Origin of the sequence: Cobetia sp. 29-18-1, assembly GCF_029846405.1 — a bacterium.
In the GTDB taxonomy this organism is placed as follows: Bacteria; Pseudomonadota; Gammaproteobacteria; order Pseudomonadales; family Halomonadaceae; genus Cobetia; species Cobetia amphilecti.
Genome location: NZ_JARWKS010000068.1, coordinates 1 through 207 on the forward strand (window position 1 = coordinate 1; position 207 = coordinate 207).

The 207-nt window shown below is 65.2% G+C and carries 1 protein-coding gene; it reads right to left on the reverse strand.

Annotated features, from left to right (window positions below; translation table 11 throughout):
* On the reverse strand, positions 1-207 hold a 207-nt coding region (locus QD208_RS17645; protein WP_279837700.1), incomplete at both ends, for a hypothetical protein.

A 207-nucleotide genomic window follows, 5' to 3' on the forward strand; every position in this document is an offset into this window, starting at 1 on the left:
ATGCTTGATAGGTGGCGGCATCCTCGTGGATGAACTCCCAGGACTTGGACGGGCTTGCCTTGATCTCCATGCTCTCGCCGGTCGCAGCGCCAACGCTCGGGGCAGCGTCGGGGGCGAACGTCAGCCAGCCGGCCCCCACGCTCACCACTCGATGCTCGCCATTGTAGCCGGCCTGATCTGCACCGCTGATCTCGATCACCTGCCACG